Raw genomic sequence first — 24,093 nt, forward strand, 5'->3', positions numbered from 1 at the left:
GGGTTATCCTCTATCCGGTTATAAACTTCAGCACCAGTCGGCTGCCAAAATAGGCAATCAATAAAAGCAGGCTGCCACCCAGAGTCCAGCGTACGGCGGTATTGCCCCGCCAGCCCAGGCGCCAGTGCCCGATCAGCAGGGTGCCGAAAGTCAGCCAGGCAGCAATGGAAAAAAAGGTTTTGTGACCATTGCCGCCGGAAAACATGGAATCCAGAAACACAAAGCCGCTGAGAATGCCCAGGGTCAAAAGAATCTGGCCTGCCAGTAGCAGATCAAACAGAAGGCGTTCCATGGTTTGCAAAGGGGGAAGAACCGCAATCAGGCCTTTCAGGTGGTGATGTTTCAATTGCCGGTTCTGCAGAGCCAGCAGCAGAGCCTGGACACTGGCCAGGGCAAAAAGACTGTAGGCTGACAGGGAGGCCAGGACATGAAAGAGAAGGCCGTCCTTGCCCGGAGCCAAGCTTTGGCTGCCCTCGGCAAACTGCCCCAGCAGAAGAAAAAGAGCGGCCAGGGGGAAAAGCAGGGATGCCAGGTTCAGGGTTGGGTGGCGCAGACTGGCCAGAAGTATGAAGGCACAGATCAGCCAGCTGAGCAGGGAGGCAACCTCCAGCAACCCCAGGGTAAGCCCATCCGCCAGGCCCAGTTGCCCATACAGGGCAATGGCATGCGTAGTGAGTGCACTCAGTCCCAGAATGCGAACCAGAAGAGATTTTTCAGGCACCTTGCCAGCCAGCCGCAGCCATACCCAGGAAGCGCCAGCCAGATAAAAGGCAATTGCCAGTATGCTGAAAGGAAGAAAGGCAGCCATGCTTGGAATCGAATGCTCCATAAAGGAAACTGAATAACCGCCTATCCTAGCGGATTAAAAAAGCTTTGGCATCAATTCTTGATGACTTCATGGAGTAATCAGGGTCCAGTGGTCTATAATCGGCCAAATTGCAATTATTGGGGATAAAGATGTTTGAAAGTTTAAGTGATCGCCTATCGCACACGTTGCGCAGTATTTCCGGCAATGCCCGCCTGACAGAAGACAACATCAAGGACACCCTGCGCGAAGTCCGCATGGCCCTTCTGGAGGCTGATGTTGCCTTGCCGGTGGTGAAATCCTTCATTGACCAGGTGCGGGAGCGTGCCGTGGGTCAGGAGGTTTCCAAAGCACTCAAGCCGGGCGAACAGTTCCTGAAAATCGTTAACGAAACCCTCACCCAGGTGATGGGCGAGTCCCAGGTTCCACTGGAGCTGAAGGGCGAGCCTGCCGTGGTGCTGATGGCGGGCCTTCAGGGTGCGGGTAAAACCACCACCGTGGCCAAGCTGGGGCGTTTCCTGCGCGAACGGGAAAAGAAAAAGGTGCTGGTGGTCTCAACGGATATTTACCGTCCCGCCGCGATGGACCAGTTGCAGACTCTGGCCACAGAGGTGGAGGTGGACTGCTTCCCGGCAACCCCTGACCAGAAGCCCCAGGATATCGTTGCGGCTGCGATGCAGGAAGCCAAAATCAAGTTTTATGATGTCCTGCTCGTGGATACCGCCGGTCGACTGCATGTCGATGAAGAGATGATGGGCGAAATCAAGGCCCTGCACAAAATCGCCAAACCATCGGAAACCCTGTTCGTCGTGGATGCCATGACCGGTCAGGATGCTGCCAATACCGCCAAGGCGTTCAATGAAGCCCTGCCGCTGACCGGTGTGGTGCTGACCAAGGCGGATGGTGATGCGCGGGGTGGTGCCGCCCTGTCGGTGCGTCACATTACCGGCAAGCCCATCAAGTTTATGGGTATGGGTGAAAAAACCGATGCCCTGGAGCCTTTTTACCCGGATCGTATCGCCTCCCGGATTCTGGGGATGGGCGATCTGCTGTCCCTGATTGAAGAGGCTGAGCGCACACTGGATCAGGGCAAGGCCGAGAAGCTGGCTAAAAAAGTCAAAAAAGGCAAAGGCTTTGATCTGGAAGATTTTCGTGAACAGCTGCAGCAGATGAAAAAAATGGGCGGCATGTCCAGCATGCTGGAAAAGCTTCCCGGCATGGGCAATATGGCCAAGCTGGCCGAACAGCAGGGCCCCATGAAGGAGATGGGCAAGATGGAAGCCATCATCAACTCCATGACGCCCTGGGAGCGCCGTAAGCCTGAATTGCTGAATGGTTCACGCAAGAGACGCATCTGTGAAGGCTCGGGAACCCATCTTCAGGATCTCAACCGCCTGATCAAGCAACACAAGCAAATGCAGAAAATGATGAAGAAGATGACCAGCAAGGGTTCCGTAGCCAATATGATGCGGGGTATGCAGGGTCAAATGCCACCGGGTATGGGAGGTGGCGGTTTTCCACCGCGTTTCTAGGCAATAACAGGAATACGGCTTGCGTTTCCTGTGCTGGGCACTACAATAGCGCCACCTGAATTTTATGTCGCGAATTGGCGCAAAACCTAAGGTAAAGCTTCCCAAGGCTGTCGTTATCCATTAGAATACTTCGCCTTTCGGGTGCCTTGCCTTTTGAACAGGTTTTCAATGCGGGGTTGGCTACTCGAATTGAACATCCCTGGTCGCTAAATTTTTTAGTGGGACAGGCTTTATAGGCAGGCCTGTACCTGCATTTTCCGGATATCGTAAAGGAAAGACTTGCAATGGTAACCATTCGTCTGGCTCGTGGCGGTGCAAAAAAGCGCCCATTTTATCATGTACACGTAACTGATTCCCGCAAAGCGCGTGATGGCCGTTACATTGAACGTCTGGGCTTCTTTAACCCGGTCGCCCGCGGTGACGCCGAGCGTCTGCGCCTGGATCTGGATCGCCTGCAGCACTGGGTTGGCCAGGGCGCACAGCTGTCTGATCGCGTAGCCAAGCTGGCTAAAGAAGCTGCAAAACAGCAGTAATTGCTGTTTTATCACTTAAATTTCGCAAGTGAGCCGGGTTGTATATGAACAAGCCGCACACAAGCGGAAAGAGTGAAGTCCTTCTGGGGCGTATTACCAGTGTTTTCGGCATTAAAGGCTGGGTGAAGGTGTATTCCTACACCGAGCCGATGGAAAACCTGCTTGATTACCCGGAATGGACGCTCAGGCATCAGGGCAAGACTTTAACAGTCATAAAAACGGATGGCCGCAAACAGGGCAAGGGTCTGGTCGCTAAGCTCAAAGGCTATGACACCCCCGAAGCAGCAAAGCAATTGGCTGGTGCGGAAATACGTTTGCCCGAAGAAGCCTTGCCGCCTCTTGATGAAGGGGAGTACTACTGGAATCAGCTGATTGGCCTGCAGGTGTTTAACTGCCAGGGCCAACTGTATGGCAAGGTGGACTACCTGCTGGAAACGGGTGCCAATGATGTGCTGGTGGTCAAACCCAGCCAGGGCAGCCTGGACAAGCAGGAACGATTGATTCCCTGGTTGCTGCCTGATGTGATCAGGCAGGTCAATCTGGAGTCAGGCATTCTCGAAGTTGACTGGGATGCCGACTTTTAAACAACTGAATAAGTGAGATGTGCAGGGTGTGGTTTGGTGTCGTTTCTCTGTTTCCACAGATGTTCACCGCTATCACCGAGCAGGGTGTAACCTCGCGGGGTATCAAACAGGGTCTGCTGGAAGTGGACTTCTGGAATCCGCGGGATTTTACAACTGATCGTCACCGCACTGTGGATGATCGCCCTTACGGCGGTGGCCCCGGCATGTTGATGAAGGTTGAACCTCTGCGTGCTGCTATTCAGGCAGCCAAAGAGGCCGCTGGGCCAGAGGCCAGGGTTGTTTACCTGTCTCCTCAGGGTCGCAAGCTGGACCAGGCTGGCGTAGTGGAACTGGCGTCCAGGCCAAAGCATATTCTGGTCGCTGGTCGTTATGAAGGGATTGATGAGCGCCTGATGGCCTCGGAAATCGATGAGGAATGGTCGATAGGTGACTATGTCCTGAGTGGCGGAGAGTTGGCAGCCATGGTGCTGATGGACTCGGTGGCCCGCCTGGTGCCCGGAGTTCTGGGGCATGAGGCATCAGCAGAAGAAGATTCCTTTGCTGAAGGCTTGCTGGACTGTCCGCATTACACAAGACCTGAAATGATCGACGGGCACGGCGTTCCCGAGGTGCTGCTGAGCGGTAACCATGAGGCTATACGCCGGTGGCGTCTCAAGCAGGCGCTGGGTCGAACCTGGTTGCGGCGACCTGATCTGCTGACCGAGCGTCAGTTGGATGAGGAGCAGCAGAAATTGTTAGCAGAATTTATCCGCGAATACGATGCCCCGCTTACCAGGGCGCAAGTCGAGCGGCCTTAGTCTAGGAGCGAGCAGCAATGAGTAACAGAAACCCCATTATCCAGGCTCTTGAAGCCGAACAAATGAACAAAGAAGTCCCCAGCTTTGGCCCAGGCGACACCATTGTCGTTCAGGTAAAAGTTAAAGAGGGTAACCGTGAGCGTTTGCAGGCTTACGAAGGTGTGGTGATCGGCAAGCGTAACCGCGGCCTTAACTCTGCTTTCACGGTTCGTAAAATGTCCAGCGGCATGGGTGTGGAGCGTACTTTCCAGACTTACAGCCCTCTGGTTGACTCCATTCAGGTCAAGCGTCGTGGTGATGTTCGCCAGGCCAAGATCTACTACCTGCGCGAGCGTTCAGGTAAATCGGCACGCATCAAGGAAAAGCTGGCCTGATCAGGGTTCAGTCATCTGCCTTGCGGCAGTGCAGTTAAAAGACGGGTGCCTGCGGGTGCCCGTTTTTGTTTTTTGATCGGCTCACAGGCATACTGTCGCTTTTTGGTGGGTCTCTTCAGGAGAAAGATATGCGCAGTTTTTCAAGGTTGCTGATGGCCTTGCTGTTAGGCTGGACGGGTCTGGTCCAGGCTGCGGAACCTGACCAACAGGCTCTGCAAGAACAGCTGCAAAAAATTGACTCACGGATTGCCATAGAATCACTCAAGGCGACCCCCCTGGATAATATTTATGAAGTGCAACTCAGTTCAGGTGACCTGCTGTACATCAGCGCCGATGGTCAATACCTGCTGGCCGGAAGTCTTCTGCGTCTGGGCGAGCAGGGAGTTACCGACTTAACCGAACAAACCCGCAGTCAAATACGTCGCCAGCAACTGCAGGATATCCCGGCTGAAGATCAGGTGGTTTTTGCAGCTGAAGGAGACACTCAAGCTGTTATTCAGATTTTCACCGATATCACTTGTCCCTACTGCATTCGCTTGCACGGAGAAGTGCCGGAGCTGAATGCCGCCGGTGTGGAGGTGCGCTATCTGGCCTTTCCCCGTCAGGGTGTGGACAGCGAAGCTTACCAGAAGCTGGTCAATGTCTGGTGTGCCGATGATCGCCAAAAGGCCATGAACCGGGCCAAAGGTGGTGAAGATCTGACCTCTGCCGAGTGTGACAATCCGGTTGCTGAGCAGTTTGAAATGGGTCGCAGCCAGGGTGTTCAGGGTACACCAGCGATCGTTCTGCCGGATGGCAAGATTATTCCCGGATATGTGCCTGCTGAGCGCTTGCTGAAACAGCTGGGTCTTTAATTCAATAAAAATTGTAAGGAGAGTATTTTGAAACCTGTAAAAGTCGCTATCTGTGGCCTGGGAACTGTAGGCGGTGGTGTGTTCAATGTTTTGCTGCGTAACGCCAGTGAAATTGCCCGCCGAGCCGGCCGTCCAATAGTGGTTGAGCAGGTCGCCTCCCGCAGCGCCAATCCTGAATGTGACACCTCCAGTGTTTATATCTCTCAGGAAGTTCTGGATGTCATCGAAAACCCGGAAATTGATGTCGTGGTGGAGCTGATCGGCGGTTACGATGCTGCCTATGACCTAGTGATGAAAGCCATCGCTTCCGGCAAGCATGTGGTGACGGCCAACAAGGCTCTGATTGCCGTTTATGGTAATGAAATCTTTCAGGCTGCGCGTGAAGCCGGCGTGATTGTTGCCTTTGAAGCCGCTGTGGCCGGCGGCATTCCCATCATCAAATCCATTCGTGAAGGCCTGACAGCCAACAAGATCAACTGGGTTGCCGGTATCATCAATGGCACCGGCAACTACATCCTGACCAATATGAATGACAAGGGTGCAGACTTCACCGAGATGCTCGAAGAAGCTCAGGCACTGGGTTATGCCGAAGCCGATCCAACCTTTGATGTTGAAGGCATCGATGCTGCTCACAAGCTGGCGATTCTTTCCGCGATTGCCTTTGGTGTTCCCCTGAGTTTTGACAAGGTCTACACCGAAGGGATCAGCCGGATTGATGTTGAAGATATCCGTCAGGCTGATGCCCTGGGTTATGCGATCAAACACCTGGGCATCACCCGCCGTACTGACAGCGGCCTGGAACTGCGAGTCCATCCCACCCTGGTTCCCAAGGAACGCTTGCTAGCCAATGTCAATGGCGTGATGAATGCGGTCATGGTATCCGGTGATGCGGTCGGCCCCACGCTGTATTACGGTGCCGGTGCCGGTGCCGAACCCACGGCCTCAGCGGTGATTGCCGACCTGGTGGATGTGGCCCGGGAAATGGGTGCCGAACCGGACTCCCGTGTTCCTTACCTGGCTTTTGCCGAACAGGCAGATGATCTGCCGGTCTTGCCCATGGATGAAATTGAAACGGCCTACTATCTGCGTCTGCTGGCCGTGGATCGTCCCGGTGTACTGGCACGTGTGGCGACTATCCTGAGTGATCAGGGCGTGAGTATTGAGGCCATCATTCAGAAAGACACTCTGGAAGGTGATTTGGTCCCGATCATTCTGCTGACCCACACCACCAAGGAAGCGGCCATGAATGAAGTGATTCGCCAGCTGGAATCCCTGGCCGACATTGCCGGTAGCGTGATGCGCATCCGGGTGGAAAGCCTTGAAGATCAATAACTATTCATTTTAAGTGAGATAAAGCCGTGCGTTATATCAGCACCCGCGGGAAAGCGCCCGCCCTGAACTTTGAAGAAGTTGTGCTTACCGGTATGGCCACCGATGGCGGTCTTTACGTACCGGAAAGTTTTCCCCAGATGAGCAAAGCCGAAATCGCTGACCTGGCGGGTCTGCCCTATCACGAAGCTGCTTTTCGGGTGATGCGTCCTTTTGTGGGTGACAGCATTCCTGAAGAAACCTTCAGGCAGATGCTCAAGGAAACCTATGCTTCCTTCAGTCATGATGCGGTCGCGCCTCTCAAACAGTTGGACAGCAATCATTTTTTGCTGGAGCTTTTTCACGGCCCGACCCTGGCTTTCAAGGATGTGGCACTGCAACTGCTGGGTCGCCTGCTGGATCACTTTCTGGCCAAGCGCGGTGAGCGCGGTGTGATCATGGGGGCAACCTCTGGTGATACCGGTTCAGCCGCTATTGAAGGCTGCAAGCCCTGTACGCATGTGGATATTTATATCCTCCACCCCCACAACCGGGTTTCTGAAGTTCAGCGCCGCCAGATGACCACCGTGTTGGCTCCCAATGTTCACAACATTGCTGTGGAAGGTGATTTTGATGACTGCCAGGCCATGGTCAAGGCCAGCTTTGCCAACCAGGATTTCCTCAAAGGGCAGCGCCTGATTGCGGTCAATTCCATCAACTGGGCACGCATCATGGCCCAGGTGGTGTATTACTTCACCAGTGCTGTGGCACTGGGTGCACCGCATCGGGAAGTTTCGTTCAGTGTGCCTTCGGCCAACTTTGGTGATGTGTTTGCCGGTTATGTGGCACGCAAGATGGGTTTGCCCGTCAAGCAGTTGATCGTGGCCACCAATGCCAATGATATTCTGCATCGCACTCTGCATGACAATGATTTCAGTAAGAAGCCCTTGGAGCCCACACTAGCTCCTTCCATGGATATCGTGGTTTCTTCCAACTTTGAGCGCCTCTTGTTTGACCTTTATCAGCAAGATGGATCAGCTATTGCGGATCTGCTGGAGACTTTCCAGAAAGAACCCACACAACTGGATGCAAAAGCCTGGGAAAGTGCCCGCGAGCTGTTCGACAGCTTCAGTCTGGATGATCAGGGCATCCTGCGGGTAATAGCCGATGCCTTTGAGCGCACCGGGGAATTGCTCGACCCCCACACCGCAACGGCCTACCTGGCCACCCAGAAGTGTGCGAAGGATGCTGCGACTCCAGTGGTGACTCTGGCAACAGCCCATCCCGCCAAATTTGAGGATGCGGTTATCAAGGCTGGCTTTAAGGAAGGTGCCAAACTGCCTCTGCACATGAGTGATCTGCTGCAGCGGGAAGAAAAATACAGTGTTTTGCCTTCTGACCTTCAGGCCATCCAGCGGTTTGTTGCCGAACAGCAGGCCCTTGCCTGATATAACCTCATTTTAAATACTCAGTTTTCAGGGAGCTTCGGCTCCCTTTTTTTGTGCTTGCCGAATCTTATGACCATCCTTTCTTCTCTTCGAAACACAATTATTACCAATCGCTTATCTAAATGATAATGATTGACATTAAGATGCAAAATGCTATTCTTGGCGACCCTAGTTAGTGACGGGTCTGAATAGTGGAGTAGCTTCTCTTGAGCCTGCGAAATAATGCCAACCCCGATGAACCCCTGACGCAGTTGTTGCAACAGGTACAAAGCCTCTTGCCCGGCATGCGGAGTTATCTGGGCGAGCCGCGTCCAGGTGAGCTACGGGTGACCCAGGACAATTTTTCCAGTCTTCAGGCGCTGGTTGATTATCAGGCTCAATCCTGGCCTGAAGCTGGCAGGCTTTACTGGTTTGCTCGCAGTTGGAGCCTTTTGCTGTGGAAACCGGTGGTGTTGGCTCTGGTGGCCGTGCACTTTTTGCAAAGACCCCTGAATTTGCGGTTGCTGGGGCAGAGAGGGGATGAGGCGGGTTTGACAGAGTTCAGTCTCCCGGCAAGAGCACTTCATCCAGTTTCCAATCAGGCTCTTCGTCAACAGGCAGGCATTCTCAAAGCAACCAGTGAAGCCTGGCAGCAACAACTGGGAGCAGTGATCCGAGTCAATCCTGCCCTGGCACGGGGCCTGTTGGCTGACCGATTACTGAGTGGTTTGTTGCATCTGCAGGCTTCACTGAATGCCGATAATGCCTGGCTGGCTGAAACCGCGGATACCTGGCTGCAAGAACTCGAACTTCAGCAAGCCAGTGGCTTGATGAGTGTGCAGCTGGATTCCGGTCAGCAAAGACTGGTTCTGAATCGGAAAGCCTGCTGTCAGCACTATCGCCGTCGTGATGGTGAGCTCTGCAACACTTGCCCCCGGCTGGGACGAGAAGAAAGATTATTGCGCCTTAAGCAGGAACATGAAAAGCATGCTACAGCTCAATGAAGTAGAAGTCGTAAGACAAGAAAGAGTTCTTCTCAGTATACCGACCCTGACCCTGGCCAAAGATCAGGTAACGGTCATTCTGGGCCACAATGGTTCGGGAAAGTCCACGCTGATGAATCTGCTGGCACGACAAATCCAGCCTGATCGTGGACAGGTTCTGCTGGACGACCAGGAACTCAACAGTCTCTCGCAGCGTAACCTGGCTCGCCAGCTGGCTTTTTTGCCACAAAAGTTGCCTGAAGTGGGTGGGCTGACCGTCAGGGATCTGGTTTTGTTGGGACGCTACCCCTGGCGTGGTTTGCTGGGGCGCTGGCAGGCCGGTGATTATGAAAAGGTCGCCAAAGCCATGTGCGAAACGGATGTCGCTGAGCTGGCGGATCAATTGACCGACCTGCTTTCTGGAGGTGAGCGTCAGCGCGCCTGGGTTGCCATGCTTCTGGCACAGGAATCTCCCCTGCTGTTGTTGGACGAGCCGACCTCGGCCCTGGATCTCACCCACCAGTATGAGCTGATGAAGCTGCTTTATCAGCTCAACCGCGATTCCCAGCGGGGCGTGGTGGTGATCCTTCACGATGTCAATCTTGCCTGCCGCTATGCGGATCGAATTCTGGCCCTTAAAAAAGGCCGCCTGGTGTTTGATGGCACTCCGACCCAGATGCTGGATGAGAAATGCCTTTCGGATCTCTACGACCTGGATATTCGTCTTTGCAGTCATCCGGTGCAACAGCATCCGGTCGCGGTGGTGGCCTGACGCCTTCATTACCTTTTTAAACCTGAGGAATCCCTATGCTCCTTGATCAATGGCTGCTCAGAAGCCTGATTGTCTGCTGTTGTGTGTTGACTGCTTCAGTGCAGGCGGATGTGCGTATTCAGGACAGTCTGGGTGAGCAAGTCTTTGCCGAAAAGCCAACCCGGGTGGTGGCACTCAACTGGGCCGTCACCGAAGAGTTGATTGAACTGGGCATAACGCCGGTGGGGATGGCAGACAAGCGCGGTTATCAAGACTGGGTTGTGCACCCGCAACTGCCCAGTGGCATCAAGGATGTTGGACGCCGTGGTGAACCCAGTATCGAGTTGATTGCCAGCCTGCAACCCGATTTGATCCTGATAGGTACGCAGCAACTGGGGCTCAAGAAAAAGCTCGAAAGGGTGGCGCCGGTGGTTTATTTCGATAATTACCGCGCAGATCACCACAATCCATCTGCCGTTGAGGCTTCTTTTCTGGAGTTGGCACGTCTGTTGGATCGGGAAGAAGTTGCCCGCGAAAGGCTTTCCTTGCGGGATCAGCAATTGCAGAAACTGCGGGAACGTTTGCAAGCAAGTTACCCGAAAGGGTTGCCGGAAGTCGCTGTGGTGCGTTTTGTCGATACCGCCCATGTCAGGGTTTATGGACGCAATTCCATGGTCAAGGCGGCAACTGATGCTCTGGGGTTGAAACCGGCTTTGCCGCAACCGGTGACCACCTGGGGCCAGACCCAGAAAACACTCACTGACCTGGCGGCTGTCGGTCAGGGAACCCTGCTTTATATTGAACCCTTTGCCCAGAAGGCGGCCCTGCAGAAAATGCCTCTGTGGCAACAGCTGCCGTTTGTGCGCAAAGGTCGGGTAGCCGCTGTGCAGCCCGTCTGGACCTATGGTGGCCCCCTGTCCATTGAATATATTGCCGAAGCCATTACTCAGGCCTTGCTGGAACTGAACTCCTGATGCTGCGTTACTTCCTGACTTTTATTTTGTTGCTGCTGGTTGCCGGGCTGCATTTGCAACTGGAGCACAGCCTGTCGCTGGCTGAGCAGTGGCAGATCCTGCTGGGACAGGAGTTAACTGATTTTCAAGATTTCCAGTTTTACTATGCAGGCCTTTCCCGGGTGAGTATGGCCATTCTGGTGGGAAGTGCTCTGGGTCTGGCAGGCAGTCTTTTGCAACAACTGCTGCAAAATAGGCTGGTTTCGCCCATGACACTGGGTGCCTCCTCGGGAGCTTGGCTGGGGCTTTTGGTCATGACCCTGCTCTGGCCCGCTCTGGCTGCCGATCAGGGAACCTGGGGGGCCATGCTCGGAGCTGTTCTGGCGACCCTGTTGGTACTGATCATTGCCGGTCGCAGTGGGCTTTCCGGCTTGCCGATTGTCCTGGCCGGGATGGCCGTCAACCTGTTGCTGGGAGCTGTGGCCGTAGGCCTGATTCTGCTCAACGACCATTACACCCGTAATCTGTTTATCTGGGGAGCCGGAAATCTGGCTCAGAGTGACTGGTCCAAGGTGCAGGGGCTGCTGCCGCATCTTTTGTTGATGCCTGTGATCCTGTTGTTGGCGATCCGCCCCCTGACCCTGTTGAAATTGGGTCAGACGGCGGCTCAGGGTCGCGGCCTGAGTCTCTTGCCAGTCATGCTGGTGCTGTTTCTGGCTGCTCTCTGGCTGACCGCTTCGGCTGTGACCGCGGTTGGCTTGATTGGTTTTATCGGCCTTCTAACACCCAATCTGGCCCGGTTAATGGGCAGCCGGAAAGTCGCGGATGAACTTCTGTTCAGCAGCGTGCTGGGGGCTTTGCTTTTGCTGGCAACGGATGCTGTGGCTCTGCAGTTCAGCCAGTTATTACCCAACCTGGTGCCCAGTGGAGCTGCTGCTGCGCTGATCGGGGCACCGGCATTGATCTGGTTGGTCAGTCGTCAGTTACACAGTCCAGAGGGGCGTTATCAGTTACCCGGCCAACAGTTGGTGCTGGCTACCTTGACCCCGGTATGGCTGGTTGCGGCTTTGTTGTTAGCTCTGGTGATTGCGCTGATGTTGTCTCCCAGTGAGCAGGGCTGGGTGTTTCACTGGCCGGACTCCCTGGTGTTTTCCCTGCGTTGGCCTCGGATCCTGGCGGCTGTTGCCGGAGGGGCCGGGCTGGCTCTTGCAGGTGTTCTCTTGCAGAGGCTGATCCGTAATCCCCTGGCGAGTCCCGATATCATGGGGCTTTCAGCAGGGGCCACTCTGGCTCTGGTGTTCAGTGTGATGTTTTTTGGTGGAAGCCTGAGGGATTATGGCCCCGCGGTGGCCTTTCTGGGTTGTCTGGTTGTTTTATTGGTGCTCCTGCTGCTCGGACGACGTCATGGCTATGCACCAGGGGTCATGGCACTGATGGGGATTGCTCTGGCTGCTGTTCTGGATGCCCTGGTGCAATTTTCTCTGGCTCGGGGTGGGGAGGAAGCCCGTGAGCTTCTTGGCTGGTTATCGGGTTCCACCTATCGCCTGGAAGCCAGGGATGCCCTGTTGCTCAGTGGCGGCACCCTGGTTATGGGGTTGTTGGCCTGGTTGGGTCAGCGCTCCCTCAACCTGATTACCATAGGGGATGCTTTTGCCCTGGCCCGAGGGCTGCCCCTTAACCTGGCCCGAATGCTTCTACTGGTGCTGGTGGCTTCGATGACAGCCCTGGTGACTTCCCTGATGGGGCCTATTGCTTTTGTGGGGTTGCTGGCACCCCATCTGGCCAGCCTTTTGGGTGCCCGGAAGCTGCATCAACAACTGTTGGTGGGGGCTGGCGTGGGAGCCCTGGTTCTTCTTCTCTCAGACTGGCTGGGTCGGGTGCTTTTGTACCCCATGCAATTGCCTGCCGGTATTCTCGCTTCGGTTCTGGGCGGCAGCTATTTTATCTGGCTGCTGGCGCGTCACCGTTTAACCTGATTTTCTTGTGCCGGAGTTATTGCTTTGATGTTTCGTTTTTTTGAACGCCTGACACAACCTTTTCCTGAAGCTCGTATCGAGCAGCCACCGAGCAATCTTCTGGCTTTCTTTCGATATTACACAAAAGGCTATGAAAAAGCCTTGTTGGCTCTGGGGGGTCTGACTCTGGTTCTGGCCAGCATTGAAGTTGCCCTGTTCAACTTTCTGGGCAACCTGGTGGATTGGCTTTCTGAATATCAACCAGAAGAATTTTTTGTCCAGCAGGCGGATCAACTCTGGCAGATGGGCTTTCTGGTATTGGTGGTTCTGCCCCTGGCTGTGGTATTTCACTCCCTGCTGTTTCATCAGGCGCTTTTCGTCAACTACAGCATGGCCATTCGCTGGCGTGCGCATCGCTATCTTTTACGCCAAAGCCATGATTTTTATCAGGATGAATTTGCCGGGCGCCTGGCCACCAAGGTCATGCAGACTTCCGAGTCCTTGCGTGAAACCGTGATGAAACTGCTGGATGTCCTGCTTTATGTGCTGGTATACCTGTCCGGCATGCTGGGCTTGATTCTGGCTTCCGACTGGCGGCTTTCCTTGCCATTATTGGCCTGGGTGGGCTGCTACCTACTTCTACTGGTGACTCAGGTTCCCCGTCTGCGTGAAGAGGCCAGTGTGCAGGCCCATGCCCAATCAGAAATGACCGGGCAACTGGTGGATAGCTACACCCATTTCAATACCGTGAAACTCTTTTCCCATTCCAGCCGCGAGGCCAATTATATTCGGCGCAGTATGGATTCTTTTCTGGGGGCCGTTTACCCCCTGATGAGACGGATCACCCGCTTGAACGTTTCCCTTTGGCTGCTGAATGCCCTGCTGATTTTTATGACCGTTGCCTTGTCGATCTTCCTGTGGGCAGAAGGGCAGGTCACCGCAGGTGCCATTACCATTGCTGTGTCCCTGACTCTGCGTTTGAAAAGCCTGTCCCAGTTCATCATGTGGGAAATCGCGGCTCTGTTTCGCAATATCGGCACCGTGCAGGATGGCATGAAAACCCTGTCCCAGCCCCAGGCAGTCACCGACTCACCCGATGCCAGCCCGTTGCAGCTCAGCCGGGGAAAAATAGAGTTTGATCGTGTCACCTTTGCGTATCCGGGGAAGCCCGCTCTCTTTAAGGAGCTTTCGCTGACCGTGCAACCCGGTGAAAAAGTGGGTCTGGTGGGTACCTCCGGAGGCGGGAAGTCCACTCTGGTCAGCCTGCTGTTGCGTTTTCACAACCTGCAGGGGGGGCGCATACGTATTGATGGTCAGGATATTGCCGAGGCCACCCAGGAAAGCCTGCGCGCAGCCATTGGCCTGGTCAGCCAGGATACGGCCCTCTTGCATCGATCCATCCGTGAAAACCTGCTTTACGGCAGGCCGGATGCGGATGAGCAACAAATGTTGGAAGCTGCGCATAAGGCGCAGGTGGATGAATTTGTCAGTGGACTGACGGACAGTCAGGGGCTGAGTGGCTATGACGCTCAGGTGGGAGAAAAAGGCATCAAACTTTCCGGAGGCCAACGCCAACGCATCGCCCTGGCTCGCGTTCTCCTGAAAGATGCTCCCCTGTTGATTCTGGATGAAGCCACTTCAGCCCTGGACTCGGAAGTGGAAGCCGTTATTCAGGAGAATCTGGAACAGATGATGGCTGGCAAGACCGTGATTGCCATTGCCCATCGTCTTTCCACCCTGGCCGCCATGGACCGCCTGTTGGTTATGGATCATGGACAGGTGGTTGAACAGGGCAGCCATGCTGAACTGCTGGCGAAAGGTGGGCGCTACGCCCGTCTCTGGCAGCATCAAAGCGGGGGTTTTGTAGGAGGTTAAAAAGCATCTTTTCGGACAGGCCAGGAGGACAGCTTTTTTATTTGAAAAGCAATGATTCTTATTGGCTTAACTGTCTGATTAAGATTCCAGAAAAGGGCCAGGCTATTCAAGCCGGCTACCATTGATCAGAAAATAAGTAGGTATATCCATGCAATTCAAAAAAAGTGATCTGTTTATTGCGCTGCTTGCGGTTATGGGCACAACCGGAGTGCAGGCTGAAGAAGCGCCGGAAACCCTGGATACCCTGGAAATTCGCGGTAACAGCTTGTCCGGTGAGCGTTATCTGGCTCCTTTGCCCAACAGTGGAACCGGACTGGCTTTGGATTCCATGCAAACTCCGCAGAGTCAGAGCGTGGTCACCCGCCAGCAGATCGAAGACTTTAATCTCAATGACCTCAATGGTCTTTTGACTCTGACCCCAGGAGTCACAGTTGAGAAGGTGGAGACAGATCGTACCTATTACACGGCCCGCGGGTTTGATATCACCAACTTTCAGTTGGATGGTGTTGGTGTGCCTTCTGCATACGGCAATATCATGGGTGATCTGGACACGGTTTTTTATGAACGGGTCGAGATCTTGCGTGGAGCCAATGGCCTCATGTCCGGCAGTGGCAATCCTTCCGCGACCGTTAATCTGGTTCGCAAACGTCCAACCCAGGAATTTGCCGCTTCAGCCAGCTTGCTGGCAGGCTCCTGGAATCAAGTGCGCACCGAGGGGGATGTGTCCGGGCGCTTGATGGAATCAGGAAAGGTTCGGGGGCGTCTGGTGATGGCGCTGGAAAACGGTGACTCTTACCTGGATCGCTATGGCAAACAGCGGGGCGCAGTTTATGGTGTCGTCGAAGCCGATTTGGCTCCGGAGCTTTTGTTAACTCTGGGCCACAGTGAACAGGCCGATGAAACCGACAGCCCTTTGTGGGGGGCTCTGCCCATGCAATACACGGATGGCAGCTCCACGGATTACGATGTTTCCACCAGCACTTCGGCGGACTGGGCCTACTGGAACAACACCAGTCGCAGCAGTTTTCTGGAACTGCAGAACACTTTGAGCAATGGCTGGACTTTGCTGGGACGTTTGACCCGTAACGAAACCGACTCCGACAGCAAATTGTTTTACGTGTATGGAACACCGGATCGCAATACCGGACTGGGCCTGAAGGCTTACCCCAGCCGCTACGATATGACGACAGAAGATATCATCGGTGATTTGCAGCTCAACGGTGATTTTGTGGTCAACGGTCATCAACAGGAATTTATGGCCGGACTGCAGTGGTATCGCTCAGAAGTCTGGGATAAATCCCTCTATGGCCAGGAAATAGGTACAAATTTGGGAGCCAAGGAAGCTTTTGATGGCAGCTATCCGGAACCAGCTTTTGATGCCAGTGAAGATGGCAGTGAGTGGACCACCAGCCAGACCAGTCTTTTTGCGGCCACCCGCCTGACGCTCAGCGAGCCTTTGAGTGTTATTGCTGGTTTGCGTCTGACTCAGTTGGATACCGAAGGCAGTACCTATGGTACCAGCAAGGAAACTGAATACGACCTGGTTCCGGTTCCCTATGCCGGTGTGGTTTACCAACTGACCCCGGAGCTTTCACTTTATAGCAGCTATACAGAGATTTTTGACCCTCAAACCGAAGAGGATCTTTCCGGTGACTTTCTGGATCCCGTCCAGGGCCGCACCTTTGAGGGAGGCGTCAAAACACTGTTTGCTGAAGGCCAGGCCCAGGCCTCTTTGGCTATTTTTCATACCCGCCAGGATAATGTGGCCGAAAAGGTGGGTACCCGCCCCGGCGGTACAGCCGGTGTTGATGACTACTATCAGGGCGTGGATGGCATGACCAGTGAGGGGGTTGAGCTGGATCTGGCCGGTGAAGTTCTTTCCGGTCTGCACACCAGTGCCGGTTTTACCCACTGGATCATCAAGGATGCTGAGGGCGAGGATAGCCGGGAAGAAATTCCGCGCAATCAGTTGAAGCTGGCGGCCAACTATCAGGTGCCCCATCTACCCAAGCTGCGTGTGGGAGGGTCGGTGCGTTGGCAAAGCAAAGTCTCGAGCAGTGTTGCCGAGCAGGAAGCTTACGCCCTGGCTGACCTGATGGCGGCCTATCGCTTTAATGAGCAGTTCCAGGTGAGCCTGAATCTGAACAACATCACCGATGAAAAATACATCAACAGTGTGATGTGGGATCAGGCTTATTATGGAGCGCCAGCCAGTGCCCAGTTGAAACTGGACTGGCAGTACTGAAAAACAGCTTTTCTAGTTGTTTGACCAACCAGGCCTTTGCAGGGAATGCAAAGGCTTTTTTGCTACTTCCTGTAAAATAGCTTAAATTAATCATCGCAATGAGTAACCGGTTATTGGGTAATTGACGGAGATGGAACGAATGCTCAACAGGATGAATATCAGTAAAAGAATTCAATTGGGTTTTGCCTTGGTGTTGCTGCTGGGCATCGGTATTTTGCTACCGCTTTTCCTGCGCAATCTGGATCAGTTGCTGCAGCAGACTGAAAGGGCGGCTCTGAAGAGTCTGCATCAAGCCGCCCAGGATGAAATTCAGGCCCAGCAGGATCAGGCGGTCAATCTGGCACTGGCCATTGCCCAACAGCCCGGTATCCAACTGAGCTTTGCCCAGCAGGATCGCAATGCCCTTCGGGAAGAGCTGGTTCCTGTTTTTCGACAGCTGCAGGAAACAACCGGTATAGAGCAGATGCAGTTTCACCTCCCTCCTGCGACCTCCTTTTTAAGGCTGCATCAGGTGGGCCGCTATGGCGATGATCTTTCCGGTTTCCGGCATACTGTTGTTGAAACCAACCGGGAAAAGGAACCTGTTTCCGGGGTGGAAGTGGGCCGTGCGGGTATCGGCATCCGGGGCGTGGTTCCCATGTTCTGGCGGGGGGAACACACCGGCAGTTTTGAGTTTGGCCTTTCCTTGCGTCAGGCCTATGCTGATTCCTTCAAGCAAAGTTACGGGGCAGATATTGCCATCTATCTGCCAGAAGATTCCGAGCTGCAGCAGCTGGTTTCTACCTGGGAAGGCACCAGCCTTTTCAGCCGCGAGCAAATGCAGGCTGCCCTTGAGGGGGAGCTGCAAATCAAGCGTCAGGAACACGAAGGCCATGAGCTGGCCGCCCTGGCCGCGCCCTTGCAGGATTTCAGCGGTGATATCATCGGGGTCATGACCATTTATTCGGATCGCTCCCAGGGTGTGGCCGCTTTCCAATCCACCATTTATTCCACAGTGACGGTCGCAGTCATCATTCTGTTGATTGGGCTGGGTGTCTCCTGGCTGTTGTCCAGAAGCATCATTGCTCCCATCAAGCGTCTTAACAAGGCGCTGAAAAACATTGCCGAAGGCGATCAGGATCTGCGCCGTCGTATCCCGGTGGAAGGCAACAATGAGCTCTCCGAAGTGGGGCGCTCTTTCAATCTCTTTGTGGAAAAAGTGGAAAAAACGGTTCTCAATGTTCTGGAAAGAGTGGGGCAGCTGGGTTCACGGGCCGAGTACACCTTTCGGGTCACGGATGAAGCCTCTTCCATCATTCGGCGTCAGCAGCAGAGCACCGAAGAGGTCTCCGCGGCCATGAATGAGATGTCGGCCACGGCATCGGAAATTGCCGGCCATGCAGCGGAAACAGCGACGGCCACCGAACAGGCGGATCGCAGCTCGGAGCAGGGCAGCAGGGTGGTTGAAGAAACCAGTGAGGGCATTGGCCGCCTTGCCGATGAAGTGGGCGAAGCCTCCCAGGTGATACGCAAACTGGATGAATACAGTGAACAGATCGGCAGTATTCTGGATGTCATCAGTGGCATTTCCGAACAGACCAATCTATTGGCCCTGAATGCTGCGATTGAAGCCGCCCGGGCCGGTGAACATGGGCGAGGCTTTGCGGTGGTGGCTGATGAAGTTCGCCAACTGGCCCAGCGCTCCCAGGAAGCAACCACCCAGATTCACGACATGATTGCCCAGTTGCAGGAAGGGGTTGAGCAATCGGTGAAAGTGATTGAAAAAAGCCACCAGCAGGCAGAGGAAACGGTGGAGCAAACCCAGGTGGCGCGCCAGGCTCTGGAGGAAATCACCCAGGCCATGGATCGCATCAGCCAGATGAGTGCCCAGATCGCTTCTGCGGCAGAGGAACAAACAGCGGTTTCCGATGACATCAACCGGCATATTGTCACCATCAGTGAGGGGGCCCGCGAGACCGTCGATCACACTGGCAATATCGTTGCCGCCACCAGTGATATCGGCAGTGAAATAGCCGCCCTGATGAATGAAATGCGTACCTTCAAGGTCAATATCAATCCGGTGGTTGAGCTGGCTATGGCCAAGAGTGCTCACCGGGCCTGGAAGGTGCGTTTGCGCAGCTTCCTGGATGGGCAAAGTAGCCTTTCGCAGGATCAGGCGGTGGATCATCACCAGTGTGATCTGGGCAAGTGGTACGATACCGACGGAATGACGCATTATGGCGACTACGCCGAAATGCAGTCACTCAAGGAGCCCCACAGGCACATGCACCAGTTGATCAAGGACATCATTCAGGCCAAGCATACCGGTCAGCTGGATGAAGCTGAAGAAATGTACCGCCAGGTCGAGCAGCATTCCGAAGAAATTGTCGGTCTGCTGAACCAGATGATCTCGAAACTGGATCGGAGTTAAGCCGTGCCTGCACTGATTCAACGGCCTCTGAATCAAGGCCTGTATCAGCAGGCGTTGGCCGATGGCATCCATCCGCTGCTGGCAAGGATACTGGCCGGGCGCCTGGAGGAAGTGCAGGGTTCTCTCAACAGCCTGGTGGAACCCAGTCTCAAACATCTGGTGGCTCCGAGGTTGCTGAAGGACAGCAACCTGGCCTGCCAGCGCCTGCTCAGGGCCATTCAAAACCGGGAACGCATCGGGATACTCACCGACTATGATGTCGATGGCATCACCTCGCATGTGGTGATTTACCGGGCACTCAGTGAATATTTTTCCGTGCCGGTGGAGCGGCTTTCCAGTTTGATCGGCCATCGCATCAAGGATGGCTACGGGGTCAGCGATGCTCTGGTTAACCGCATCCTGGATCAGCATCCTTTACCGGATGTGATTATCACCGCCGACTGTGGATCTTCCGATGAACCGCGCCTAGCCCGCCTGAAAGCGGCCGGTATTGATGTGGTGGTGACCGATCACCATGCCCTGCCCAAGGAAGGCCCACCACCTTCCGCACTGGCGGTGATTAACCCCACCCGCAAGGATTGCAGTTACCCTGACCCCACTCTGGCCGGTTGTGCCGTTTCCTGGCTGTTGATGTCGGAGTTGCGCAACCACCTGCTTGAGGCGGACATCATTCCGCCCGACACCCCCAAGCTGTCCGAACTGCTGCCTTTTGTGGCCTTGGGAACGGTGGCGGATTGTGTGTCCCTGGGGGGCAGTGCCGCCAACCGGGCTTTTGTCACCAGCGGCCTGAAGCTGATGAATGCCTCGACGGCCCCTTGCTGGCAGGCTTTTCGTCGCTTGCAGGGTGAGCGTTTCAAAAGCTTTACGGCTTCCACTCTGGGTTTTCAACTGGGGCCAAGAATCAATGCCCGTTCACGCATGGCTGACCCTTATGCCGCCCTGCAATATCTGCTGGCCGACAACCTGGCTGCGGCCAGCCGACAACTGGAGTTGTTGGACAGTGACAACCAGGATCGGCGTTATGTGGAAGGGGAGATGACCCGGACGGCCCTGGAAACGGCCCGGCAACAGGTGGATCAGGATTTCCAGAGCCTGGTGGCCTATGTCGAAGAAGGCCACTCGGGCGTGCAGGGCATCGTGGCTTCACGTCTGGTGGAAAAGTATGGCCGACCGGCTGTGGTGGCAACACCGGGCCGGGAACCGGGGCATTTGAGCGCCTCGGCACGCAGTGTGCCGGGTGTACACATCCGCAATGCCTTGCAGCGGGTAGATGATTTGCATCCTGGGTTGCTGGTCCGGTTTGGTGGTCATCAGGGGGCTGCTGGCCTGACCCTCTGGGGCGATAAAATGCCAGCTTTCCAGAAAGCTTTTGAACAGGCCGTTCTTTTGCAGTTGGAAAACCGTCGCCTGGAGCCCAGCATTTACACGGATGGTGAGCTGCCCGGTGAGTTGCTGAATCTGGAAACCCAGCAGTTGCTGGACAAGCTGGAGCCTTTTGGCCGCGAGTTTGAAGCGCCCTTGTTTGAAGGCTCGTTTCGGGTAGAAGGCTTGCGAACTATCGGTGCGGATCAGACCCATCTGTTGCTGGAAGTTGCCTCTCTGGACTCTTCATCCCTGTACAAAGCCATCTGGTTCCGGGCCTTGCCGGAGCAGGGCGCGCCCCTGCCGGTGGAAGTGGGCCAGCAAGTGCGCCTGGCCTATAAGCTGGAAGCCAATCATTTTCGCAACCAGACTTCTCTGCAGCTGCATGTCAGTCAGGCGCAAGCAGAGCGAGGCTGATTATTCGAGGCATTCCTTGTAATAGATCCCGCGGTAATCCTTCCAGCCTTCCCGGCCATTGGTTTCCTTGTACAGATGCACCTGCTGGCAGTAGGACTCATAGCGATGACCTTCCCGTAAAGCAGCCGGATTGACATCGTAGGTATTGAAAAACATGAAGGCACCGACTGCAATGGCCAGAAAGAAGAGGATGGCAGCAATTAAAGCAGCGGTATTGTCTTTGTCTTTACGCAAAGCCATGGTGAAGGCTCCTGAGATTCTTGAAAGGTGTGGAAGCTTAACCTGATTAACAAGCTGCTTGTAGCCTTTTCCAGCGTTGACTGGCCGCTTCAGCGGAACGGGCAAAGGTGATGAGCTTTCCCTTGCCCAGCCCGACTCGTCTCAATTTTAAAATAAGTCTGGGGTTCAAGCCAATAAACACGACCTGTTTGTTGTCTTTTTGCAATTGTTTAACGACGCTGGACAGGGAGTCGATGGCCGTAATATCCAGAGTGGGAACCTGATGCATGTCGATAAACACCGCATCAATACCGGAACTGATCTGGGTTAAACGCCCCAGGGTTTTTTCCGCAGCGCCAAAAAACAGCGGCCCGGCAATGCGGAAATAGGCAATGGTTTCCGGTAAATCCAGCTCTTGTCTTTCAGCAGCTGTCAGGGGCTGGCTTTCTGTGACCTGGGCCATGCGACCCATGAACAGCAGGGAGGCGAGCACGATGCCGACACTGACGGCCAGCACCATATCAAACACCACGGTCAGGCCAAAACAGGTAAAGAGCACCAGAAGATCCGGGGTGGGTGCGGTTTTCACCATTTTCACCAGATGATGAGCCTCGCTCATATTCCAGGCAACCATCAACAGCAGACCTGCCAGAGCGGCCATAGGCAACCAGGACAAGACATCGGCAAAAACCAGAATACAGGCCAGCACCATCAGGGAATGAAAAATAGCCGCAAAGGGTGAGCGCCCCCCGGCGCGAATATTGGCCGCAGTGCGAGCCAGAGCGCCGGTTGCGGTGATGCCACCAAAAAAAGGTGCAGCCAGATTCCCCAGGCCCTGACCCACCAACTCGGCATTGGGGTCATGCTTGCTGCCGGTCAGGGAATCCCCGACCACGGAACAAAGCAGGGATTCAATGGCACCCAGCAGGGCAATGGTAAAGGCAGCAGGCAACAAGGCGGTGAATAAATCCCAGCTCAAGCCCAGGGGTTCGCCATCGGCACCCGGCATCAACCAGGGCAAAACAAAAGCAGGGGCAACCGGTGGAATGCCGCGACCGGACTCGTCACCGTGCGTCCATTGAAACTGATCCCCCAGCAAGGTGACTTCAAACCCCGGCAACCACTGGCTGCCCAGAAGAGCCAGGCTGGTGCCCAGAACCAGGGCCGGCAAATGGCCGGGAAGCGGTGTTTTCAGGCGTGGCCAGAGAATCAGGGTGAAAAGAGTCAGCAAGCCGACACTCAGATCACCCCAGCTGATTTCAGGCAGCAGATGGACAAAGTCCAGTAGTTTTACGAAGAAGTGTGCGGAGTTATCCATTTCCTCCAGGCCAAACAAATCCTTGAGTTGCAGACTGGCAATCACCAGGGCAATGCCAGCGGTAAACCCCAGAGTGACGGGTGCCGGTATGAACTGGATCAGACGCCCCAGTTTGAGGAGCCCCATGGCCACCAGAATGCCCCCGGCCATCAGGGTGGCCAGTAGCAAACCACCCAGACCGTACTCGGCGGTAACGGGCAATAAAATAACCACGAAGGCTGCAGTGGGGCCGCTCACCGAGTAACGCGAACCCCCGGTGAGGGCAATAACGGTACCGGCCACAATGGCGGTATAAAGCCCGTACTGGGGTGCGACCCCGCTGGCAATGGCCAGGGCCATGGCCAGAGGTACGGCAATAATCCCCAGGGTGATACCGGCCAGCAGATCGGCACGCAAATCGGCAAGTCGATAACCCTGTCGCAGGGTTTCTTTTAGGGCAGAAGCAAAGGGTAAGGACATAAGTTGCTCGGAAACGGATCGGTAAACCAGAAATCAGAAGTTCTCTAGGCTAAGGCTTTCCCGGCTTCTTGTCACTGCGACCAAGAGATTCCTTAAAGAGCCGGGTCAACCAGACCGTTCAGTGACGTGTTGATTCGAAACCAGCCGGCAATGCTGGCGCGTTCATGTCGGGTGCTTCTTACTTCATGGGGTATCTCTTCTGACAAAAAACACACCAGGGTGCCGCTGCGTGGGGGAACCTCCAGAAGAGGTTCGCCTGTTTGCGGGTGATAAAGGCGCATTTCCCCGGCGTGTTGGGGTTGCCAGTCGGGGTTCAGGTAAACCACGGTGGTGACCACACGGTTGGAGCGACCCCGAAAAGCATCCAGGTGTTTCTGATAAAAAGCACCCGGTGGATAGAGGGCATAGTGGCATTCGTATTCAAACAGGCCCAGAAACAGCTCGCGGTTCAGAAAATCCTTCAGCTCGCGCATGACGGCCAGGTATTCCTGCTGGATCAGGCTGCTGCCATCCAACCAGCGGGTGTAATCCCCGCGAATGGTTTCAGCCAGCAGGTGATCCTTGCCGCGGCCTATCCCGGCAGCGGTTAATTCCGACTCTTCGCGCAACAGCTGCAGCTCCTCCAGCAAACCCCGGCAGAGCGTCTGAGGTAAGTAATCTTCAGCCACAAACCAGTGTTTTTCCACCAGGCTGTCCACCAGGGACGTAAAGTCGATCCGGTTTGCAAGGGGATCAGCCGTTTCCACCAGATCGGGGGACGGGGGCTGGACAAGAGCCAGCTGTAACGCCGTTTGTGTTAGATCATCAGACATAGGCCAGAATCCGATCGGAATAAAAATCGGATTTTCCTCCCATTTCCAATCCAAGTACAGCAAGGATAAGGCTTTGTGATTGATTCAAGCTATTGGCTCAAACAAATACCCAAGTCTAGG

The 24,093-nt window shown here is 54.8% G+C and carries 20 protein-coding genes; 16 read left to right on the top strand and 4 right to left on the bottom strand.

Going from position 1 to position 24,093, the window contains the following annotated elements:
- Window positions 1–10: 10 nt before the first annotated feature.
- Window positions 11–808 (bottom strand): cytochrome c biogenesis protein CcsA, encoded by a 798-nt coding sequence (locus LG323_RS12030; protein WP_310695946.1) that lies wholly within the window; start codon window positions 806–808, stop codon window positions 11–13.
- A 149-nt stretch (window positions 809–957) separates the two neighbouring features.
- Between LG323_RS12030 and ffh the strand changes: the two genes are divergently transcribed.
- From ffh to recJ, 16 genes are all read left to right on the top strand, one after another.
- A complete protein-coding gene (gene ffh, locus LG323_RS12035; protein ID WP_310695947.1) occupies window positions 958–2,337 on the top strand; it encodes a signal recognition particle protein in 1,380 nt (459 codons plus the stop codon).
- A gap of 284 nt (window positions 2,338–2,621) precedes the next feature.
- Window positions 2,622–2,870 carry a 30S ribosomal protein S16 gene (rpsP, locus tag LG323_RS12040; RefSeq protein WP_310695948.1) on the top strand — a complete coding sequence of 83 codons (249 nt, stop codon included), beginning with the start codon at window positions 2,622–2,624 and terminating at the stop codon, window positions 2,868–2,870.
- A 44-nt stretch (window positions 2,871–2,914) separates the two neighbouring features.
- A complete protein-coding gene (rimM, locus tag LG323_RS12045) occupies window positions 2,915–3,454 on the top strand; it encodes a ribosome maturation factor RimM (protein ID WP_310695949.1) in 540 nt (179 codons plus the stop codon).
- 26 nt (window positions 3,455–3,480) lie between these two features.
- A complete protein-coding gene (gene trmD / locus LG323_RS12050; protein ID WP_310695971.1) occupies window positions 3,481–4,251 on the top strand; it encodes a tRNA (guanosine(37)-N1)-methyltransferase TrmD in 771 nt (256 codons plus the stop codon).
- Between the two features lie 17 nt (window positions 4,252–4,268).
- Window positions 4,269–4,625, top strand: a complete 357-nt coding sequence (rplS, locus tag LG323_RS12055; RefSeq protein WP_310695950.1) for a 50S ribosomal protein L19 — start codon at window positions 4,269–4,271, stop codon at window positions 4,623–4,625.
- Window positions 4,626–4,753: 128 nt separating this feature from the next.
- Complete coding sequence (locus LG323_RS12060; RefSeq protein WP_404416499.1) at window positions 4,754–5,479, top strand: DsbC family protein; 726 nt, start codon at window positions 4,754–4,756, stop codon at window positions 5,477–5,479.
- A gap of 27 nt (window positions 5,480–5,506) precedes the next feature.
- Window positions 5,507–6,811 carry a homoserine dehydrogenase gene (locus LG323_RS12065; protein ID WP_404416502.1) on the top strand — a complete coding sequence of 435 codons (1,305 nt, stop codon included), beginning with the start codon at window positions 5,507–5,509 and terminating at the stop codon, window positions 6,809–6,811.
- 26 nt (window positions 6,812–6,837) lie between these two features.
- Window positions 6,838–8,235 carry a threonine synthase gene (gene thrC, locus LG323_RS12070; protein ID WP_404416505.1) on the top strand — a complete coding sequence of 466 codons (1,398 nt, stop codon included), beginning with the start codon at window positions 6,838–6,840 and terminating at the stop codon, window positions 8,233–8,235.
- A 206-nt stretch (window positions 8,236–8,441) separates the two neighbouring features.
- Complete coding sequence (locus tag LG323_RS12075) at window positions 8,442–9,218, top strand: siderophore ferric iron reductase (RefSeq protein WP_404416508.1); 777 nt, start codon at window positions 8,442–8,444, stop codon at window positions 9,216–9,218.
- Window positions 9,202–9,969 (top strand): ABC transporter ATP-binding protein, encoded by a 768-nt coding sequence (locus tag LG323_RS12080; protein WP_404416511.1) that lies wholly within the window; start codon window positions 9,202–9,204, stop codon window positions 9,967–9,969. The genes LG323_RS12075 and LG323_RS12080 overlap by 17 nt, the downstream gene beginning before the upstream one ends.
- Before the next feature lie 35 nt (window positions 9,970–10,004).
- Entirely contained in the window at window positions 10,005–10,922 is a 918-nt protein-coding gene (locus LG323_RS12085; protein ID WP_404416514.1) for an ABC transporter substrate-binding protein, read from the top strand.
- Window positions 10,922–12,877, top strand: a complete 1,956-nt coding sequence (gene fhuB, locus LG323_RS12090) for a Fe(3+)-hydroxamate ABC transporter permease FhuB (protein WP_404416517.1) — start codon at window positions 10,922–10,924, stop codon at window positions 12,875–12,877. Before LG323_RS12085 ends, fhuB begins: the two co-directional genes overlap by 1 nt.
- A 27-nt stretch (window positions 12,878–12,904) precedes the next feature.
- Window positions 12,905–14,731: an ABC transporter ATP-binding protein gene (locus tag LG323_RS12095; protein ID WP_404416520.1), complete on the top strand. Its 1,827-nt coding sequence runs from the start codon at window positions 12,905–12,907 to the stop codon at window positions 14,729–14,731.
- Between the two features lie 148 nt (window positions 14,732–14,879).
- The gene (locus LG323_RS12100) at window positions 14,880–16,976 is read left to right on the top strand and encodes a TonB-dependent siderophore receptor (RefSeq protein ID WP_404416523.1); all 2,097 of its coding nucleotides are present in this window, start codon (window positions 14,880–14,882) and stop codon (window positions 16,974–16,976) included.
- Between the two features lie 139 nt (window positions 16,977–17,115).
- A complete protein-coding gene (locus tag LG323_RS12105; protein ID WP_404416525.1) occupies window positions 17,116–19,386 on the top strand; it encodes a methyl-accepting chemotaxis protein in 2,271 nt (756 codons plus the stop codon).
- A 3-nt stretch (window positions 19,387–19,389) separates the two neighbouring features.
- The gene (gene recJ / locus LG323_RS12110; protein WP_404416528.1) at window positions 19,390–21,165 is read left to right on the top strand and encodes a single-stranded-DNA-specific exonuclease RecJ; all 1,776 of its coding nucleotides are present in this window, start codon (window positions 19,390–19,392) and stop codon (window positions 21,163–21,165) included.
- On the opposite strand, the gene LG323_RS12115 is transcribed toward recJ, so the two are convergent.
- The 3 genes from LG323_RS12115 to LG323_RS12125 form a co-directional block, all read right to left on the bottom strand.
- On the bottom strand, window positions 21,166–21,405 hold the full coding sequence (locus LG323_RS12115) for a hypothetical protein (RefSeq protein WP_310695962.1): 240 nt from the start codon (window positions 21,403–21,405) through the stop codon (window positions 21,166–21,168).
- 46 nt (window positions 21,406–21,451) lie between these two features.
- Window positions 21,452–23,161, bottom strand: a complete 1,710-nt coding sequence (gene dauA / locus LG323_RS12120) for a C4-dicarboxylic acid transporter DauA (protein ID WP_404416531.1) — start codon at window positions 23,159–23,161, stop codon at window positions 21,452–21,454.
- Between the two features lie 92 nt (window positions 23,162–23,253).
- Window positions 23,254–23,973 carry a 2OG-Fe(II) oxygenase gene (locus LG323_RS12125; protein WP_404416534.1) on the bottom strand — a complete coding sequence of 240 codons (720 nt, stop codon included), beginning with the start codon at window positions 23,971–23,973 and terminating at the stop codon, window positions 23,254–23,256.
- Window positions 23,974–24,093 lie beyond the last annotated feature (120 nt).

Source organism: Marinospirillum sp., assembly GCF_044810985.1.
Taxonomy (GTDB): domain Bacteria; phylum Pseudomonadota; class Gammaproteobacteria; order Pseudomonadales; family Halomonadaceae; genus Marinospirillum.

Bases quoted from the DNA above. Each gene is read 5' to 3' on its own strand.
- LG323_RS12030 (WP_310695946.1), bottom strand. From the start codon at position 808: ATGGCTGCCTTTCTTCCTTTCAGCATACTGGCAATTGCCTTTTATCTG.
- ffh (WP_310695947.1), top strand. From the start codon at position 958: ATGTTTGAAAGTTTAAGTGATCGCCTATCGCACACGTTGCGCAGTATT.
- rpsP (WP_310695948.1), top strand. From the start codon at position 2,622: ATGGTAACCATTCGTCTGGCTCGTGGCGGTGCAAAAAAGCGCCCATTT.
- rimM (WP_310695949.1), top strand. From the start codon at position 2,915: ATGAACAAGCCGCACACAAGCGGAAAGAGTGAAGTCCTTCTGGGGCGT.
- rplS (WP_310695950.1), top strand. From the start codon at position 4,269: ATGAGTAACAGAAACCCCATTATCCAGGCTCTTGAAGCCGAACAAATG.
- LG323_RS12060 (WP_404416499.1), top strand. From the start codon at position 4,754: ATGCGCAGTTTTTCAAGGTTGCTGATGGCCTTGCTGTTAGGCTGGACG.
- LG323_RS12080 (WP_404416511.1), top strand. From the start codon at position 9,202: ATGCTACAGCTCAATGAAGTAGAAGTCGTAAGACAAGAAAGAGTTCTT.
- LG323_RS12085 (WP_404416514.1), top strand. From the start codon at position 10,005: ATGCTCCTTGATCAATGGCTGCTCAGAAGCCTGATTGTCTGCTGTTGT.
- fhuB (WP_404416517.1), top strand. From the start codon at position 10,922: ATGCTGCGTTACTTCCTGACTTTTATTTTGTTGCTGCTGGTTGCCGGG.
- LG323_RS12095 (WP_404416520.1), top strand. From the start codon at position 12,905: ATGTTTCGTTTTTTTGAACGCCTGACACAACCTTTTCCTGAAGCTCGT.
- LG323_RS12100 (WP_404416523.1), top strand. From the start codon at position 14,880: ATGCAATTCAAAAAAAGTGATCTGTTTATTGCGCTGCTTGCGGTTATG.
- LG323_RS12105 (WP_404416525.1), top strand. From the start codon at position 17,116: ATGCTCAACAGGATGAATATCAGTAAAAGAATTCAATTGGGTTTTGCC.
- LG323_RS12115 (WP_310695962.1), bottom strand. From the start codon at position 21,405: ATGGCTTTGCGTAAAGACAAAGACAATACCGCTGCTTTAATTGCTGCC.
- dauA (WP_404416531.1), bottom strand. From the start codon at position 23,161: ATGTCCTTACCCTTTGCTTCTGCCCTAAAAGAAACCCTGCGACAGGGT.
- LG323_RS12125 (WP_404416534.1), bottom strand. From the start codon at position 23,973: ATGTCTGATGATCTAACACAAACGGCGTTACAGCTGGCTCTTGTCCAG.